Annotated in this window: 15 protein-coding genes; all 15 read left to right on the forward strand. The window is 64.7% G+C overall.

The features are described from left to right. Window positions 1-8: 8 nt before the first annotated feature. The gene (locus P7644_RS07315; protein ID WP_404302508.1) at window positions 9-926 is read left to right on the forward strand and encodes a peptidoglycan DD-metalloendopeptidase family protein; all 918 of its coding nucleotides are present in this window, start codon (window positions 9-11) and stop codon (window positions 924-926) included. After that, window positions 923-1930 (forward strand): RluA family pseudouridine synthase, encoded by a 1008-nt coding sequence (locus P7644_RS07320; protein ID WP_404302509.1) that lies wholly within the window; start codon window positions 923-925, stop codon window positions 1928-1930. The genes P7644_RS07315 and P7644_RS07320 overlap by 4 nt, the downstream gene beginning before the upstream one ends. Window positions 1931-2091: 161 nt before the next feature. After that, window positions 2092-2793 carry an SMC-Scp complex subunit ScpB gene (gene scpB, locus P7644_RS07325; RefSeq protein WP_404302510.1) on the forward strand — a complete coding sequence of 234 codons (702 nt, stop codon included), beginning with the start codon at window positions 2092-2094 and terminating at the stop codon, window positions 2791-2793. Window position 2794: 1 nt separating this feature from the next. Continuing rightward, on the forward strand, window positions 2795-4150 hold the full coding sequence (locus P7644_RS07330) for a pseudouridine synthase (protein ID WP_404302511.1): 1356 nt from the start codon (window positions 2795-2797) through the stop codon (window positions 4148-4150). 81 nt (window positions 4151-4231) lie between these two features. Next, complete coding sequence (ndk, locus tag P7644_RS07335; protein ID WP_404302512.1) at window positions 4232-4657, forward strand: nucleoside-diphosphate kinase; 426 nt, start codon at window positions 4232-4234, stop codon at window positions 4655-4657. An 88-nt stretch (window positions 4658-4745) separates the two neighbouring features. Continuing rightward, window positions 4746-5867, forward strand: coding sequence for a 23S rRNA (adenine(2503)-C(2))-methyltransferase RlmN (gene rlmN, locus P7644_RS07340; RefSeq protein WP_404302514.1), 1122 nt, complete (start codon window positions 4746-4748; stop codon window positions 5865-5867). Between the two features lie 43 nt (window positions 5868-5910). Continuing rightward, on the forward strand, window positions 5911-6747 hold the full coding sequence (pilW, locus tag P7644_RS07345) for a type IV pilus biogenesis/stability protein PilW (RefSeq protein WP_404302516.1): 837 nt from the start codon (window positions 5911-5913) through the stop codon (window positions 6745-6747). Further along, a complete protein-coding gene (locus P7644_RS07350; RefSeq protein WP_404302517.1) occupies window positions 6740-7663 on the forward strand; it encodes a helix-turn-helix domain-containing protein in 924 nt (307 codons plus the stop codon). The genes pilW and P7644_RS07350 overlap by 8 nt, the downstream gene beginning before the upstream one ends. Continuing rightward, window positions 7664-8932, forward strand: a complete 1269-nt coding sequence (gene ispG / locus P7644_RS07355; RefSeq protein ID WP_404302518.1) for a flavodoxin-dependent (E)-4-hydroxy-3-methylbut-2-enyl-diphosphate synthase — start codon at window positions 7664-7666, stop codon at window positions 8930-8932. A gap of 84 nt (window positions 8933-9016) precedes the next feature. Then, a complete protein-coding gene (gene hisS / locus P7644_RS07360) occupies window positions 9017-10306 on the forward strand; it encodes a histidine--tRNA ligase (protein ID WP_404302519.1) in 1290 nt (429 codons plus the stop codon). A gap of 15 nt (window positions 10307-10321) precedes the next feature. Further along, window positions 10322-11002, forward strand: coding sequence for a YfgM family protein (locus P7644_RS07365; RefSeq protein WP_404302520.1), 681 nt, complete (start codon window positions 10322-10324; stop codon window positions 11000-11002). An 11-nt stretch (window positions 11003-11013) separates the two neighbouring features. Then, entirely contained in the window at window positions 11014-12153 is a 1140-nt protein-coding gene (gene bamB / locus P7644_RS07370) for an outer membrane protein assembly factor BamB (protein ID WP_404302522.1), read from the forward strand. 25 nt (window positions 12154-12178) lie between these two features. Then, window positions 12179-13522, forward strand: a complete 1344-nt coding sequence (gene der / locus P7644_RS07375; RefSeq protein WP_404302523.1) for a ribosome biogenesis GTPase Der — start codon at window positions 12179-12181, stop codon at window positions 13520-13522. A 77-nt stretch (window positions 13523-13599) separates the two neighbouring features. Then, complete coding sequence (hfq, locus tag P7644_RS07380) at window positions 13600-13851, forward strand: RNA chaperone Hfq (RefSeq protein ID WP_404302525.1); 252 nt, start codon at window positions 13600-13602, stop codon at window positions 13849-13851. 45 nt (window positions 13852-13896) lie between these two features. Further along, window positions 13897-15093, forward strand: a complete 1197-nt coding sequence (gene hflX, locus P7644_RS07385) for a GTPase HflX (RefSeq protein WP_404302526.1) — start codon at window positions 13897-13899, stop codon at window positions 15091-15093. Window positions 15094-15110 lie beyond the last annotated feature (17 nt).

The following is a 15110-nucleotide window of genomic DNA, read 5'->3' on the forward strand; positions in this document are numbered from 1 at the left end:
AAGTACTTATGTTGGTATCGCGTGGTCTTGTGACTTGGGGGTTGATGACCCTGGCCGGAGTTTGGCTGGCGGGCTGCAGCACCCCGGTGAACAGGGCGCCGGTGGTGGATCGAGGCACATTCGCCAATGGTGGAGCAGCCCCGGCTCCGGCTGCGCCCGAGGTCAAGCCCCTGCCGGGCGCTGAAAACGCAGGAAAGCCGGGTTACTACACCGTCAAGCCCGGGGACACCCTGATTCGAATCGGCTTGGAAAACGGGCAGAGCTGGAAAGATATCGCGCGCTGGAACAACCTTGAGAACGCCAACCTGATCGAGGTGGGCCAGGTCTTGCGTGTGGCGGCCCCGGGTGCGGCCGCTTCCGCCGCTGCCGTGGCTTCCGACACGGGTGTTGTGACCCGGCCGGTTTCCTCTTCGCCCTTGGCATCGGCCGCAGTGGTCGGTGCGCCCAAGCCAGCTGCCTCCGCAGCTTCTGCAGCTTCGACGGCAGCAATCACCGCGCCGGCTGCGCCAGCGGTGGCGCCAGCTCCCGCAGCCGCGCCTGCAGTGGCCGTTGGTGGCGACGACATGAACTTCATCTGGCCATCTTCGGGATCTCTGTTGGCGGGGTTCGACGAGGCGCGCAACAAGGGCTTTGACATAGCGGGCAGGGCGGGTGACCCGGTGCTGGCCGCGGCCGATGGCCGCGTGGTGTATGCCGGTGCGGGCCTGCGCGGCTATGGCAATCTGGTGATCCTCAAGCACAACAACACCTATCTCACGGCTTATGCGCACAACCAGACGCTGCTCGTGAAAGAGGATCAAAACGTGCGCCGCGGACAGAAGATCGCCGAAATGGGCAGTACCGATGCCGATCGCGTGAAGCTGCATTTTGAAATTCGCCGGCAGGGCAAGCCGGTGGATCCCGCACGCTATCTGCCTCAGCGTTGAGCGAGCCGGTGTCGGGCGCCGGGCCGCTGTGGCCGGATGAAGATGCGGCTCAGCCGGCGGAGGAAGCCGAGTTTGAGCTGCGCGACGTGCTGGTATCGGCCGCGCAGCACAACGCGCGCCTGGACAAGGCACTGGCGGAACTGGTGCCAGAGTTTTCACGCAGCTATCTGCAGCAATTGCTGGCCCATGGCAGCGTGCGCCTCAATGGTCAGCCGGCACCCAAGCCCGCCCACAAGGTCAGGGCAGGTGATCGCGTGGTGGTGGAGATGCGCCCCACGCAGCAAAGCCAGGCCTTCAAGCCCGAATTCCTGCCGCTGGACGTGGTGTATGAGGATGAGCATCTGCTGGTCGTCAACAAGCCGGCTGGGCTGGTGGTGCACCCGGCGCCTGGCAACTGGAGCGGTACTCTCCTGAACGCGCTGCTGGGGCGTGATGCCCAGGCCCTGCAGGTGCCGCGCGCGGGCATCGTGCACCGGCTGGACAAGGACACCAGCGGTCTCATGGTGGTGGCGCGCAATCGCGCCGCCATGGATGCACTGGTACGCATGATTGCGGCGCGCGAGGTCAGCCGGCAATACCTGGCGCTGGCCTGGGGCGGGTGGCACGGTCCGCCTGCACGCAGCGTACAGGCGCCGATAGGGCGCGACCCGCGCAACCGCCTGCGCATGGCCGTGGTTGATCTTGAACAGCACGCGGGCAAGCCTGCGCGCACCGATTTCGAGTTACTAGCGAGCAGTGACGAGGTGTGCCTGGTGCGCTGTACGTTGCACACCGGACGCACGCACCAGATCCGTGTGCATATGGCGTCCCTGCGCCATCCCCTGGTGGCCGATGCGCTGTATGGCGGCGAGCAAGTCGGCCCCATGCAGCGGCAGGCCCTGCATGCCTTTCGCCTGGCCTTCTCGCATCCCGTGACTGGTGAGACCATGGAGTTTCGCGCCCCGCTACCCCCTGACATGCTGCAAGCCCTTGATTTATGGGGGCTGCGTTACAATGGACGGTGACGGCTGATTCGCCGCAGGCGTTCGGGTTTTATGCCGCTCACGCCATGCCTGCCCAGTGATGGCGCGCTGCCACTTGCAGCACTTTCGCGCTGCAGATGTCCCCAATCCCAGGTAACTGCCCCGTCATGGCGAGCGGTTGCCTTTATCGGAACTGCTGAACCATGAATTCGGTGGATGCCAAACGGGTTCTAGAAACCGCGTTGATCTGTGCTCCTCAGCCTTTGACGGTGCGTGAGCTGCGCACCCTGTTCGACGATGCAGTGGGGTCAGACTCGGTGAAGGCGCTGTTGTTGCAACTGCAGCAGGAATGGGCCCTGTGCGGCGTGGAGCTGGTGCAGGTGGCCACTGGCTGGCGCTTTCAAAGCCGCCCGGAGATGCGTGAGTACCTTGATCGCCTGCATCCGGAAAAACCACCGCGCTATACCCGCGCCACACTGGAGACTCTGGCCATCATTGCCTATCGCCAGCCGGTGACGCGCGGCGATATCGAGGACATCCGGGGCGTGACCGTGAACAGTCTGATCATTAAGCAGCTGGAGGACAGGGGCTGGGTAGAGGTCATTGGCCAGCGCGAAACCGTGGGGCGTCCGGCATTGTTCGCCACTACGCGGCAGTTTCTGGACGACCTGGGGCTTCAGTCTCTGGATCAACTGCCCACGCTGGAAGACCCAGGCGTGCAGGCCGCGGTGCTGGATGCCCTGGGTGTAACTCCCGGGGTGCCGCAGGGTAGCGAGACGGAATTGGAGATGGCCCTGGATGCTGCCGAGGTGCTGACCGAGGTTGATGTGGAGATTGAAGACGCGGCCGCTTCGGTGGGCGGCGTGGAAAACGAGGATGTTGGCGCTGGCGTCACAGGAAATTGATATGAACGATACGCACAAGAACTTGGATGCGGCCCAGTTGCCCGCCGAGACGCACACCGCCGCCTCTGGGGAGGTGGTCAAGACACGCAGGCCGCGCAAGCGCACGCCAGCTCGGGGCTCTGCCGCGGATGGGGTGGAGCTTGTGCCACAGCAGGCGCATGAAGATGTCAGTCCTGAGCAGCAAGAGGCAGTGCAGTCAGGGCAAAAAAACCAAGGTGCCGGCCATCGTGATGCCCGTGATCAGCACGACAAGCGCACGCAAAGGCAGGCTCCCGAGAGGGAGGGTTATCGTTTTGCCGACGTGGTGTCGGGGCAGCTCGATCAGGACGAGGGCAACGCCGAGGTGGCGCCGCCCAAGCGCGTGCTGCAACCCCAGCCGGAAACCCCCAAGTTGCACAAGGTGCTGGCCCAGGCGGGCATGGGCTCGCGCCTGGAGATGGAGCAACTCATCCTTGAAGGACGCATTTCTGTCAACAACGAGCCGGCGCACATCGGTCAGCGCGTGCAATTTGGCGACCAGATCAAGGTCAATGGCAAGCCGATTCGCTTTCGCATAGCGCCGCCGCCCATGCGCGTGATCGCCTATCACAAGCCGGCCGGCGAGATCGTGACACACGACGACCCGCAGAACCGCCCCACGGTGTTTCGCAAGCTGCCGCGTCTGCAGCAGGGCAAGTGGCAATCGGTGGGGCGCCTGGACTTGAATACCGAAGGCCTGCTGCTGCTCACCAGTTCCGGCGAACTGGCCAACAAGCTCATGCACCCGCGCTTCGGACTGGAGCGCGAATATGCCGTGCGCGTTCTTGGTGCGCTGAGCGAGGAGGAAAAACAGCTCCTGATCGGCGGGGTGCGGCTCGAAGACGGCATGGCTGCCTTCGGCTCGATCGAGGAGGGCGGTGGCGAGGGGGCCAATTGCTGGTATCGCGTGACGATTTCCGAAGGTCGCAACCGCGAGGTGCGGCGCATGTTCGAGGCCGTCGGCCATGCGGTGAGTCGGCTGATCCGTATCCGCTACGGCGCCATGATGCTGCCACGCGGTTTGAAGCGCGGTGCCTGGCTGGAGCTCGACGAGCATGACATCCATGCGCTGATGCAGGCCGCAGGTGTTTCTGCTGACCTTGCTGCTGCACGTGCCACAGGCGGGCCGGGCAGGAATGACCGCCGCGGCGACCGTAAGCCCCTGGGCGTGAAGGTGGCCGGTGGGCGTGACAAGGCGGTGGGGCGCACCGGGCGCTCGGTTGGCAATGCGCAGCCCGACCCCATGCGTACTTCGGTGGGCTATATAGGGGCCGACAGCCTGATGCGCCAGCGCCAGCAGCAGCAGCGCAGCGGCGGCCCGCGCCGTGGTGGACGCTAGGGACTTGGTGAAAAGTTAGAATGTGCGGTTTTGCCTGCTGGGCAAAAAATACCGCAACACCTGTTCACAAGGAAAATCAACATGGCTATCGAACGCACCCTCTCCATCATCAAGCCCGACGCCGTCGCCAAGAATGTGATCGGCCAGATCTACGCCCGCTTCGAGGCCGCCGGCCTGAAGATCGCCGCCGCCCGCATGATTCACCTGTCGCGCGCCGAGGCCGAGCAGTTTTACGGCGTGCACAAGGAGCGCCCCTTCTTCAAGGATCTGGTGGACTTCATGATCTCCGGTCCCGTGATGGTGCAAGTGCTGGAAGGCGAGAATGCCGTCCTGAAGAACCGTGAACTGATGGGCGCCACCGATCCCAAGAAGGCTGACGCCGGCACCATTCGCGCAGACTTTGCCGACAGCATCGATGCCAACGCTGTGCATGGCTCCGACGCCGCCGAGACCGCCCAGGTCGAAGTGGCCTTTTTCTTCCCCGGCCTGAACGTCTACGCGCGCTGATGCGGCGGTCGCGGGTGCACTGCAGGCCTGCATGGGGTCTGGGCGCACCCACGGCGCACTATGTGGGCGTGGACATCCGACAGACGTTATGACCACGAACCTTCTGGACCTGGACCTAGACGCCTTGGCCGCCTTCTGCGAGCGGTTGGGTGAGAAGCGTTTCCGGGCCACGCAATTGTTTCGCTGGATCCACCAGCGTGGCGCGAGCGATTTTGACCAGATGAGCGATCTGGCGAAGTCCCTGCGCGAAAAACTCAAGGGCTGCGCCCATGTATCGGGCCTGCAGGCCATCAGCGAGCATGCCTCGGCCGACGGCACGGTGAAGTGGCTGTTCGACGTGGGCGGCGGCAATGCCGTGGAGACGGTGTTCATCCCCGAGGACGACCGCGGCACGCTGTGCATCTCCTCGCAGGCGGGCTGCGCCGTGGGTTGCCGCTTCTGCTCCACGGGGCACCAGGGCTTCAGCCGCAACCTCACCACGGGCGAGATTGTCGCCCAGCTCTGGCATGCCGAGCATGTGCTGCGCCAGCGCCGCGGCGATGGCGAGCGAGTGATCTCCAACGTCGTGATGATGGGCATGGGTGAGCCACTGCAGAACTACTCGGCCCTGGTGCCGGCGCTGCGCATCATGCTCGACGACCATGGCTATGGCCTGTCGCGTCGCCGGGTGACTGTGTCCACCTCGGGGGTGGTGCCCATGATGGACCGCCTGGGTCAGGACTGCCCCGTGGCGCTGGCCGTGTCCCTGCATGCGCCGAATGACACGCTGCGCGACAACCTGGTGCCGCTGAACCGCAAATATCCGCTGCAGGAGCTGCTGGCGGCCTGCCGGCGCTATCTGGATCACGCCCCGCGTGACTTCATCACTTTCGAATACTGCATGCTCGATGGCGTGAACGATCAGCCCGAGCATGCGCGTGAGTTGATTGCGCTGGTGAGCCGCAGGGCTGCGGATGGCGGCGTGTCCTGCAAGTTCAACCTGATTCCGTTCAACCCGTTTCCCGCATCGGGCCTGCGCCGCTCTCCTGCGGCGGTGGTGACAGCCTTTGCCAAGCTGCTTTCCGATGCCGGCATTGTGACCACGGTGCGCAAGACGCGCGGCGACGATATTGACGCCGCATGCGGCCAGCTGGCTGGCGATGTCAAGGATCGTACGCGTGTTCATGAACGCATGGCCAGGCTGCGTGTCATTGAAATCAAGCCTGTTTGAGAGCTGAGGCGCAGACTTGGTAAGCAACGAAGAGAGGCAATTCATGACGCTGCGGCGCACGGATCGAATTTGGTCAGGACGCTGCTTGCTGGCGGCATGCATTGGGTTGGCGGCACTGGCTGGGTTGCCGGGGTGCGCGCACCAGGCGGCAGCCGATCACGGTGCCAGTTCTTCCGCTGATCCTGTCTCGGCATCGGGCGACACGGATCTGCGCAGACGTGCGCGCATAAGGCTGGAGCTGGCTGCCAATTACCTGCAGATGGGGCAAATGGCCATCGCCCTTGAGGAGGTGCGCCAGGCACTGGTCACAGACCCCCGCTACGCCGACGCCTACCACCTGCGCGGCTTGGTGTACATGGCCATGGCAGATCTGCCCCTTGCCGAGGACAGCCTCAGGCGTGCCCAGGCCATGAAGCCGGCGGATCCGGACATCATGCACAACTATGGCTGGCTGCAGTGCCTGCGCCAGCAGTATGAGCAGGCCCATCAGCAGTTCGAACGTGCCTTGGCTGTGCCCACCTATGCTGCGCGCAGCAAGACGCTGATGTCCCAGGGCCTGTGCTATCAGAGGGCGGGACGCGTGGCCGATGCGGAAAAGGCCTTGCTGCGCGCCTATGAGATTGATGCCGGCAATCCGGTGGTGGGCTACCAGCTGGCCTCCATCCTGCTGGCCCGTGGCGAGACCAAGCGGGCGCAGTTCTACATACGGCGTGTGAACAATGGGGAGTTTGCCAATGCCGAGTCGCTGTGGCTTGGTATCAAGATTGAGCGCGCTTTGGGCGATTCGGTGGCCATGCATCAGTTAGGGGATCAGCTGCACAAGCGCTTCCCTGAGGCCAAGCAAACGCTGGCGTTTGAGAGAGGGGCATTTGATGAATGAGTCGATGGTGACGCAGGACGCTGATCAGGCGGGGCACGGTGCACCAGGTGAGCCGACGGGCATTTCGGCCGGTGTTTTGCTCCGGCAGTCGCGCGAGGCAGCCGGGGTGCACATAGACGTTCTGGCCGGGGTTTTGAAGGTGCCGGTTGCCAAGCTGCAGGCGCTGGAGGCCGGTCACTACGAGGCATTTCCCGATGCCGTCTTCATGCGGGGGCTGGCGTCCGGCATGTGCCGGGCGCTGAAGGTGGACGCCGCACCGGTTCTGGCCCTTTTGCCTCAGGGCAGCCCGATTCATCTTCCGCCGGAGAGGGGCATCAACGCCTCGTTCAAGGACTCGGGCCGCCGGCAGGGCAAGGGGGGCTCGATTGAGCGGCCCAAGTCGCGCCTGGTTGGCGTTGCCGTGGTGGCCCTGCTGCTGGCCGCCTTGGTGCTGGCTTTCCTGCCCATGGGCAACGAAGGCAAGGATGAGGGTGCAGCCGTGGCTCCGGCGCCTGCGCAGACGAGTCACGCAGTGCAAGAAGCACCAGATGGCGCGGCCGCGCAGGCCGGGCCCACGGCCGATCCAGTGGTGCAAGCGGCGCCGGCCCAGGCCCCCGGTGCACCCATGGCCGTGGAGCTGCCCGTGGCCAGCGGCACGCCTGCAACCGCAGGGCCCGAGGCTGCCAAGGCCGTCGCGTCCGAAGACGTGCTGCTCATCAGTGCGCGTGCGCAGTCCTGGGTGCAGGTACGCGATGCCGCGGGCCGTGTGGTGCTGCAGAAGGCGCTGGCCGCCGGCGAGAGTTTTTCTGCCGAGGGTTCGCCGCCATGGAGCGTGGTGATTGGCAGGGCGGACGCCACGGACGTCATCGTGCGTGGCCAGTCCATGGATCTGAAGGCCATTGCGCGCGAGAACGTCGCGCGTTTCGAGGTGAAGTAAATGAATATGTCCGCTGCTGCATGCCCCATAGCGATGGCCGCGCCGCTGGCGCGCCGCTCGCGCCAGGCACGCATCGCCTGGGGTGGCCGTGTCGTCACCGTGGGCGGCGACGCGCCTGTGCGTGTGCAGTCCATGACCAATACCGATACGGTGGACGTGATCGGCACGGCCATCCAGGTCAAGGAGCTGGCGCAGGCCGGCTCGGAGTTCGTGCGCATCACGGTGAACACGCCCGAGGCCGCGGCGGCCGTGCCCTACATCCGCGAGCAGCTCGACCGCATGGGCGAGAGCGTGCCCCTGGTGGGCGACTTCCACTACAACGGCCACCGCCTGCTGACCGAATTCCCGGACTGCGCCAAGGCGCTGTCCAAGTACCGCATCAACCCCGGCAACGTGGGCAAGGGCGACAAGCGCGACAAGCAGTTCGGCCAGATGATCGAGGCGGCCGTGCGCTGGGACAAGGCTGTGCGCATCGGTGTCAACTGGGGCAGCCTGGACCAGGAGCTGCTGGCCGAGCTGATGGACGCCAACAGCCGCCGCGCCCAGCCCTGGGACGCGCGCCAGGTCATGTACGAGGCGCTGATCACCTCGGCCATCGAGTCGGCCAGGCGCGCCGAAGAAATGGGCCTGAACGGTGACCAGATCATCTTGTCGTGCAAGGTCAGCGGCGTGCAGGACCTGATTGCCGTGTACCGCGAGCTCAGCAGCCGTTGCGACTACGCCCTGCATCTGGGCCTGACCGAGGCCGGCATGGGCACCAAGGGCATCGTGGCGTCAAGTACGGCGCTGTCCATCCTGCTGCAGGAGGGCATTGGCGACACCATCCGCGTGTCGCTCACGCCCCAGCCCGGCGAGGCGCGCACCCAGGAGGTGGTGGTGGCCTCCGAAATCCTGCAGTCTCTGGGGCTGCGCGCCTTCGTGCCCAGCGTGACCGCCTGCCCTGGCTGCGGACGCACCACCAGCACCACCTTCCAGGAGCTGGCCAAGCAGATCGACGACTACCTGCGCGCGCAAATGCCCGTGTGGCGTCTGCGCTACCCAGGCGTCGAAAAGCTCAAGGTGGCCGTCATGGGCTGCATCGTCAACGGCCCGGGCGAGAGCAAGCATGCCGACATCGGCATCAGCCTGCCGGGCACCGGCGAGGCGCCTGCAGCCCCCGTGTTCATCGATGGCGAGAAGGCTATGACCCTGCGCGGGGACAACATCGCGCGGGAGTTCCAGGACATTGTTGATGGCTATATCGCCAGGCGCTTCGGCGCGGACGCGTAGCGATGCAATAAAAAAACATAGCTGCTTGCGCTTGATGGATAAGCGTTAGAGGCTGATTTCATTCAAACAAAAGATTCACACAAGATGCAGAAGCTGGTTGCCATCAAGGGCATGAACGACATCCTGCCGCCGGACTCGGCGCGCTGGGAATGGTTGGAGGACAAGGTGCGCTCATTGATGGCGCGCTTCGCCTACCGCAACATCCGTACCCCCATCGTCGAGCCCACGCCGCTGTTCGTGCGTGGCCTGGGCGAGGTGACCGACATCGTCGAGAAGGAGATGTACTCCTTTGAAGACCGCCTGAACGGCGAGCAGCTCACGCTGCGCCCCGAGGCCACGGCCGGCGTGGTGCGCGCCGTGGTCGAGCACAGCATGCTGTACGACGGCGGCAAGCGCCTGTACTACATGGGCCCCATGTTCCGCCATGAGCGGCCGCAGCGCGGTCGCTACCGCCAGTTCCACCAGATTGGTGCCGAGGCCCTGGGCTTCGGCGGGCCCGAGGTGGACGCCGAGATCATCCTGCTGGCCCACGCGCTGTGGGCCGAGCTGGGCCTGAAGCATGTGCGCCTGGAGCTCAACAGCCTGGGCCAGCCCGACGAGCGCCGCGCCCACCGCGCCGCCCTCATCGCCTACCTGGAGCAGCACCAGGAGGTGATGGACGAGGAGGCCAGGCGCCGCATGTACACCAACCCCCTGCGCGTGCTGGACACGAAGAACCCGGCGATGCAGGACATGGTGAATGCCGCGCCGCGGCTCATCGACTTCCTGGGCGAGGCCTCGCTCAGGCATTTCGACACCGTCAAGGCCATCCTGGACGCCAACGGCGTGGCCTGGAGCCTCAACCCGCGCCTGGTGCGCGGCATGGACTACTACAACCTTACGGTGTTCGAGTTCATCACCGAGCAGCTCGGCTCGCAGGGCACGATCTGCGGCGGTGGGCGCTACGACTACCTGATCGAGCAGATCGGCGGCAAGAGTGCGCCCGCCGTAGGCTGGGCCTTGGGCGTGGAGCGCGTGCTGGAACTGCTCAAGGAGCAGCAGGTGCAGGCCCCGCTTCTTGCGGCCGACGCCTACGCCGTTGTGCCCGATGCCTCGGTTCTGCCGCAGGTCATGCAGGCCTTGCAACGGCTGCGCGCCCTGGGCGTGGCGGTGCAGATGCATGCCCCGGCGCAGGCGGGCGAGGGCATGGGCAGCATGAAATCACAGTTCAAGAAGGCCGATGGCAGCGGTGCCCGCTTTGCCCTGGTCTTTGGCGCCGACGAGATGGCGCGAGGCGCCGTCACCATCAAGCCCCTGCGCGACGGCGGCGAGCAGGTCGAACGCCCGCTGGCCACCCTGTCGGACTGGGCTGCCAGCCTACAATCGCCGCGCTGAACGGAAACCCCCAACATGGCCAACAACTTCGACCTTCAAGAACAAGAACAGCTCGACGAGCTCAAGCATTTCTGGAGCAAATGGGGCACGCCCATCACCTGGACGCTGCTCGTCATCATGGGCGGCTTTGCGGCATGGAACGGCTACCAACTGTGGCAAAACCGCCAGGCACAGCAGGCCATGGCCCTGGTCGAGGCCGTGGAGCTGGCAGCCCAGGCTGGCGACATGGCGCGCGTGGAGCAGGCCTTTGGCGATCTGCAGTCTGGCTACGGTGGCACGACGCAGGCCGGTCAGGCGGGCCTGCTGGCCGCCAAGGCCTTGGCCGATGCCGGGAAGTGGGATGCAGCCAAGGGCGTGCTGACCTGGGTGGCCGAGAAATCTGCCGATGACGGCTATATGGCATTGGCCAAGCTGCGCCTGGCAGGGGTGCTGATGGAGCAAAAGGCCTATGACGCGGCGCTGGCCCAGCTGTCGGGGCGCATGCCGGTCGAGTTCGCCGGCGTTGCAGCGGATCGCAAGGGTGACGTGTTGGCGCTGCAGGGCAAGAACCAGGAGGCCATCGCCGAATACCGCCGCGCCTATCAGGCCTTTGGCGACAGCGTGGAATACCGCCGTTTGGTGGAAGCCAAGCTCAATGCCTTGGGTGCACAGGTCGAGGCCGTGGCCGCAGCCGCTGCGCCAGGGGGGGCACAGTGAGTACGGCCCGCATGAACATGGGCTCGAAGGCGCTGTTTGCAGCGCTTGCCCTGACCGCGGTGCTGGGTGTAGGTGGATGCTCTTTGTGGGGGGGCGCGTCCAAGCCCAAGCCCGCCGAGCTGGGGCCTAATGTCCCGGTGCTTGGTGTGCGTCAAGCCTGGACGGCCCGCATCGGCGCCGTGGAGGGCATGGCCCTGGATGCCCACGTGAATGGCAACGCGGTCACGCTGGCCTCCGCCAATGGCGAGGTGGCGGCGATCGATGCGCGCACGGGCGGCGACATCTGGCGTACCCGGCTGGATATGCCGCTGGCCGCGGGCGTGGGCAGCGATGGGCGCTGGGCCGCGGTTGTCTCGCAAAGCGCCCAGCTCATCGTGCTCGATGGCGGGCGTGAAATCTGGCGTAAGCCATTGTCGGCGCAGGCCTATACGGCCCCGCTGGTGGCTGGCAATCGTGTCTTTGTGTTGGCCGCAGATCGTTCCGTCACTGCCTTCGATGCCGCCACGGGCTACCGCCTGTGGGGGCAGCAGCGCCCGGGTGAGCCGCTGATCCTGCGCCAGGGCGGTGTGTTGATGGCTGTGGACGACACGCTGGTGGTCGGCCTTTCCGGGCGTCTGGTGGGCTTTAACCCGGACAATGGCGTGGTGCGCTGGGAGGCACCATTGGCTAGTCCACGGGGCACCAATGACGTGGAGCGCCTGGTGGAAATCGTGGGCCGCACTAGCCGCGTGGATGACAACCTGTGTGCACGCGCCTTCCAGGCCACCGTGGGCTGCATTGACGCAGCGCGTGGCGCCCTGTTGTGGACGCAACCGGCTGGCGGCAGCGAAGGCATAGACGGCGATGCCAGCATGCTGTTCGGCACCGAAAGCAATGGCACTGTTGTTGCTTGGCAGCGCGCCGATGGCAAGCGTGCATGGACGTCAGAACGACTGCAGTTTCGCAAGCTCACTGCACCACTGCTGCTGGGTCGCTCGGTGGTGGTTGGTGATGACACGGGCCTGGTGCATCTGCTGTCGCGTGACGATGCTGCACCGCTCAATCGCCTGGCGACGGATGGCTCCGCTATTGCCGCGGCGCCCCTTGCGGCCGGTGACACGCTGGTGGTGGTGACGCGCAAGGGTGGCGTCTACGGCTTTCGCCCCGACTGACCTGACTGATAGATAGGACACTGGTATGAAACCAGTCATCGCCCTGGTGGGGCGGCCCAATGTGGGCAAATCCACCCTGTTCAACCGCCTGACCAAGTCGCGCGATGCCATCGTGGCCGACTTCGCCGGTCTCACGCGCGACCGCCACTACGGCAACGGCCGCCAGGGCAAGCACGAGTACATCGTCATCGATACCGGGGGCTTCGAGCCCGACGCCGGGAGCGGGATTTACCGCGAGATGGCCAAGCAGACCCGGCAGGCCGTGGCGGAGGCCGACGTAGTGATCTTCGTCGTGGATGTGCGCGGCGGTCTGTCGGCACAGGACCATGACATTGCCAACTACCTGCGCCGCCTGGGCAAGCCCTGCGTGCTGGCCGGCAACAAGGCCGAGGGCATGCAGGACAGCGCCCATCTGGCCGAGTTCTACGAGCTGGGCCTGGGTGAGGTGTACCCCGTCTCGGCCGCGCACGGACAGGGTATTCGCAGCCTGGTGGAGCTGGCACTCGAACCCCTGGCCCTGCCCGAGGTGGACGAGGGCGATGTCAGCGCGGAGACCAACGTCATACGTCTGGCGGTGGCGGGGCGCCCGAATGTCGGCAAATCCACGCTGATCAACACCTGGCTCGGCGAGGAGCGCCTGGTGGCCTTCGACCTGCCGGGCACGACGCGTGATGCGATCTCTGTGCCATTCGAGCGCAATGGCCAGAAATTCGAGCTCATCGACACTGCCGGCCTGCGCCGCCGAGGCAAGGTGTTCGAGGCCATCGAGAAGTTTTCTGTGGTCAAGACCCTGCAGGCCATCGAGTCTGCCAACGTGGTGCTGCTGTTGCTTGACGCCACCCAGGGCGTGACGGATCAGGACGCGCATATCGCGGGCTACATCCTGGAGAGCGGCCGCGCTGTGGTCATCGCCGTGAACAAATGGGATGCGGTGGACGACTACGCCCGCCAGCAACTCGAGCGCTCCATTGAGTCGCGCCTGTCTTTCCTCAAGTTTGCCCCGCTGCATTTCATCTCGGCCATCAAACGTCAGGGTATCGGGCCGCTGTGGACCTCCATCGTGCAGGCCTACAAGTCGGCCAACCGTAAGATGCCTACGCCGGTGCTCACGCGCCTGCTGCAGGAGGCCGTGCAGTTCCAGACGCCCAAGCGCGCCGGCGCGTTTCGCCCCAAGCTGCGTTATGCGCACCAGGGTGGCATGAACCCGCCGGTGATCGTGATCCACGGTAACTCGCTGGAACATGTCTCGGACGCCTACAAGCGCTTTCTGGAAGGGCGCTTCCGCAAGGAGTTCGACCTGGTCGGAACGCCCCTGCGTATCGAGTTGCGAACCTCTAGCAATCCGTACGCGGACAAAAACGCATCCTGAACCCTTGCGCCGCATAAGGCCGCGCAGCTGTGGTAAGGTGTCGGTTTACAACAACATTTTTGAACACGGAGAATATCGTGAGCAATAAAGGTCAGCTTCTTCAAGACCCTTTCCTGAACGCACTGCGTCGTGAGCATGTGCCGGTGTCCATCTATCTGGTCAACGGCATCAAGCTTCAGGGGCAGATTGAATCGTTCGATCAATACGTTGTGCTGCTGCGCAACACAGTGACCCAGATGGTCTATAAGCACGCTATCTCCACCATCGTTCCGGGACGCGCCGTCAATTTTTCGACGGCAGAACCCGCCGCCGATGGATCCAATCAGTAAACTCCGATCCCAGCTTGAGGCATTGCTGGCGCACAAGCGCTTTGCATGCAAGGGCCCGCAGCCTTGAGTTCCAAACCATCCTTTGACTCCCATTCCACGCCGGTCCTATTGGTCGGCGTGGATTTTGGTGCTGCCCATTTTGATGCCGAATTACAGGAGCTGGGCCTGCTGGCTCAGACTGCGGGACTCAATCCCGTCGCACGCCTGACCTGCAAGCGCAAGACGCCGGATGCGGCGCTGTTCGTGGGCAGCGGTAAGGCCGATGAGATTCGCACCCTGGCGCAAATGCATGGCGTCAAGGAGGTGCTGTTCGACCAGGCACTGAGCCCGGCGCAGCAGCGCAATCTGGAACGCCATCTGCAGATGCCGGTCAACGACCGGACCATGCTCATCCTGGAAATTTTTGCACAACGCGCGCGTAGCCACGAGGGCAAGTTGCAGGTGGAACTGGCGCGCCTGCAATACCTCAGCACGCGCCTTGTGCGGCGCTGGTCGCACTTGGAGCGTCAGCAAGGTGGTATTGGTATGCGCGGGGGGCCGGGTGAGACGCAGATTGAACTCGATCGCCGCATGATCAGCGAGGCCATCAAGCGCACGCGCGAGCGGCTGGTGAAGGTGAAGCGCCAGCGTGCCACCCAACGCCGCCAGCGTGAGCGACGCGACACCTTCAGCATCTCATTGGTTGGATACACCAATGCGGGCAAGTCCACTTTGTTCAATGCGCTCGTCAAGGCACGCGCCTATGCCGCCGATCAGCTGTTTGCCACCCTGGATACCACGACGCGACAGCTCTATCTGGGCGCGGGCGTGGGCTCGGTTTCGCTCTCAGATACGGTGGGTTTCATCCGCGATTTGCCCCACGGGCTGGTCGATGCGTTCCAGGCAACGCTGCAAGAGGCGGTGGATGCCGATCTGCTGCTGCATGTGGTGGACGCCGCCAACCCCGATTTTCCGGAGCAGATTGCGCAGGTGCAACTGGTGCTGGCCGAAATCGGAGCGGCGGATATCCCGCAATTGCTCGTATTCAACAAGCTTGATGCCATGGCCCCCGAGTCCAGGCCCGTACGCCGGCAGGACATGTATGAGCTCGATGGGCACCAAGTGCCCCGCATCTTCGTGAGTGCGCGCCAGGGGGAGGGCATTGCTGTACTGCGTGAGCAGCTGGCAAGCATGGCCATGGCTGCATCGCTGCCCGCCATGACCCCTGGGCAGGCTCCTGAATTGCCAAGCCCGCCGGGCTGATTGGGCACAATGCCGGT

This window comes from Alicycliphilus denitrificans (assembly GCF_044792555.1).
GTDB lineage: Bacteria > Pseudomonadota > Gammaproteobacteria > Burkholderiales > Burkholderiaceae_C > Alicycliphilus > Alicycliphilus denitrificans_A.

What these genes read in the sequence shown, in the direction of transcription:
- pilW (WP_404302516.1), top strand. Translation starts at nt 5,911, where the DNA reads ATGACGCTGCGGCGCACGGATCGAATTTGGTCAGGACGCTGCTTGCTG.
- P7644_RS07315 (WP_404302508.1), top strand. Translation starts at nt 9, where the DNA reads ATGTTGGTATCGCGTGGTCTTGTGACTTGGGGGTTGATGACCCTGGCC.
- scpB (WP_404302510.1), top strand. Translation starts at nt 2,092, where the DNA reads ATGAATTCGGTGGATGCCAAACGGGTTCTAGAAACCGCGTTGATCTGT.
- P7644_RS07365 (WP_404302520.1), top strand. Translation starts at nt 10,322, where the DNA reads ATGGCCAACAACTTCGACCTTCAAGAACAAGAACAGCTCGACGAGCTC.
- bamB (WP_404302522.1), top strand. Translation starts at nt 11,014, where the DNA reads ATGAACATGGGCTCGAAGGCGCTGTTTGCAGCGCTTGCCCTGACCGCG.
- hflX (WP_404302526.1), top strand. Translation starts at nt 13,897, where the DNA reads ATGCAAGGGCCCGCAGCCTTGAGTTCCAAACCATCCTTTGACTCCCAT.
- hisS (WP_404302519.1), top strand. Translation starts at nt 9,017, where the DNA reads ATGCAGAAGCTGGTTGCCATCAAGGGCATGAACGACATCCTGCCGCCG.
- ndk (WP_404302512.1), top strand. Translation starts at nt 4,232, where the DNA reads ATGGCTATCGAACGCACCCTCTCCATCATCAAGCCCGACGCCGTCGCC.
- P7644_RS07330 (WP_404302511.1), top strand. Translation starts at nt 2,795, where the DNA reads ATGAACGATACGCACAAGAACTTGGATGCGGCCCAGTTGCCCGCCGAG.
- ispG (WP_404302518.1), top strand. Translation starts at nt 7,664, where the DNA reads ATGAATATGTCCGCTGCTGCATGCCCCATAGCGATGGCCGCGCCGCTG.
- rlmN (WP_404302514.1), top strand. Translation starts at nt 4,746, where the DNA reads ATGACCACGAACCTTCTGGACCTGGACCTAGACGCCTTGGCCGCCTTC.
- P7644_RS07350 (WP_404302517.1), top strand. Translation starts at nt 6,740, where the DNA reads ATGAATGAGTCGATGGTGACGCAGGACGCTGATCAGGCGGGGCACGGT.
- der (WP_404302523.1), top strand. Translation starts at nt 12,179, where the DNA reads ATGAAACCAGTCATCGCCCTGGTGGGGCGGCCCAATGTGGGCAAATCC.